Source organism: Oleiphilus sp. HI0043, from assembly GCF_001634935.1.
This window is the reverse complement of sequence record NZ_LWEY01001578.1, coordinates 1-536: the sequence shown is the minus strand read 5'-3', so window position 1 is coordinate 536 and position 536 is coordinate 1. Positions and strand designations below refer to the sequence as shown.

1 protein-coding gene is annotated in these 536 nt (G+C 47.8%); it reads right to left on the bottom strand.

Annotated elements, in window-relative coordinates:
• The coding region (locus A3729_RS23480) for a permease (protein ID WP_197476010.1) at positions 1–536 on the bottom strand (536 nt) is incomplete at both ends.

Genomic DNA, 536 nt, shown 5'->3' with positions numbered 1-536 from the left:
CCAGCCATCTGGTACGAAGCCATGTAAAGCAGCGCCGAGACCGACGCCAATAATTACCCATTTCCATACGCGGCCAAAAATCTCTGTTGCCTCACGTACTGCAAATTGATGACGTTGTTGAAAGCCAAGCGCTTGAGCTTTTGATGCTGTAGTTTGTGGCTCTTTTCCTTGTGCTTTGGAGAGGGCTTCTGCAGCAAAAGACTGTAACCATTTTTCGGCTTTGATGGTGTCTAGAAATAGGCCGCCAAGGATCCCAACCGTCATGCCCACCAATACGTAAATAAGGGTGAATTTCCAGCCTAGTAGACTTAGCAGTAACAGTATGGCCACCTCGTTAATGAGTGGTGAGGTAAGCAAAAAGGACATAGTAATTCCTACGGGAATACCCGCTGAGGTGAAACCTAGGAATACGGGAATGCTGGAGCAGGAACAAAACGGCGTGATTGCGCCAAAACTCGAACCCATTAGGTAGCCAATCCCTCGATTTTTTTGTGCCAGGTAATCTCTGACTTGTTCAATGTTGAGGGAGGCGCGTA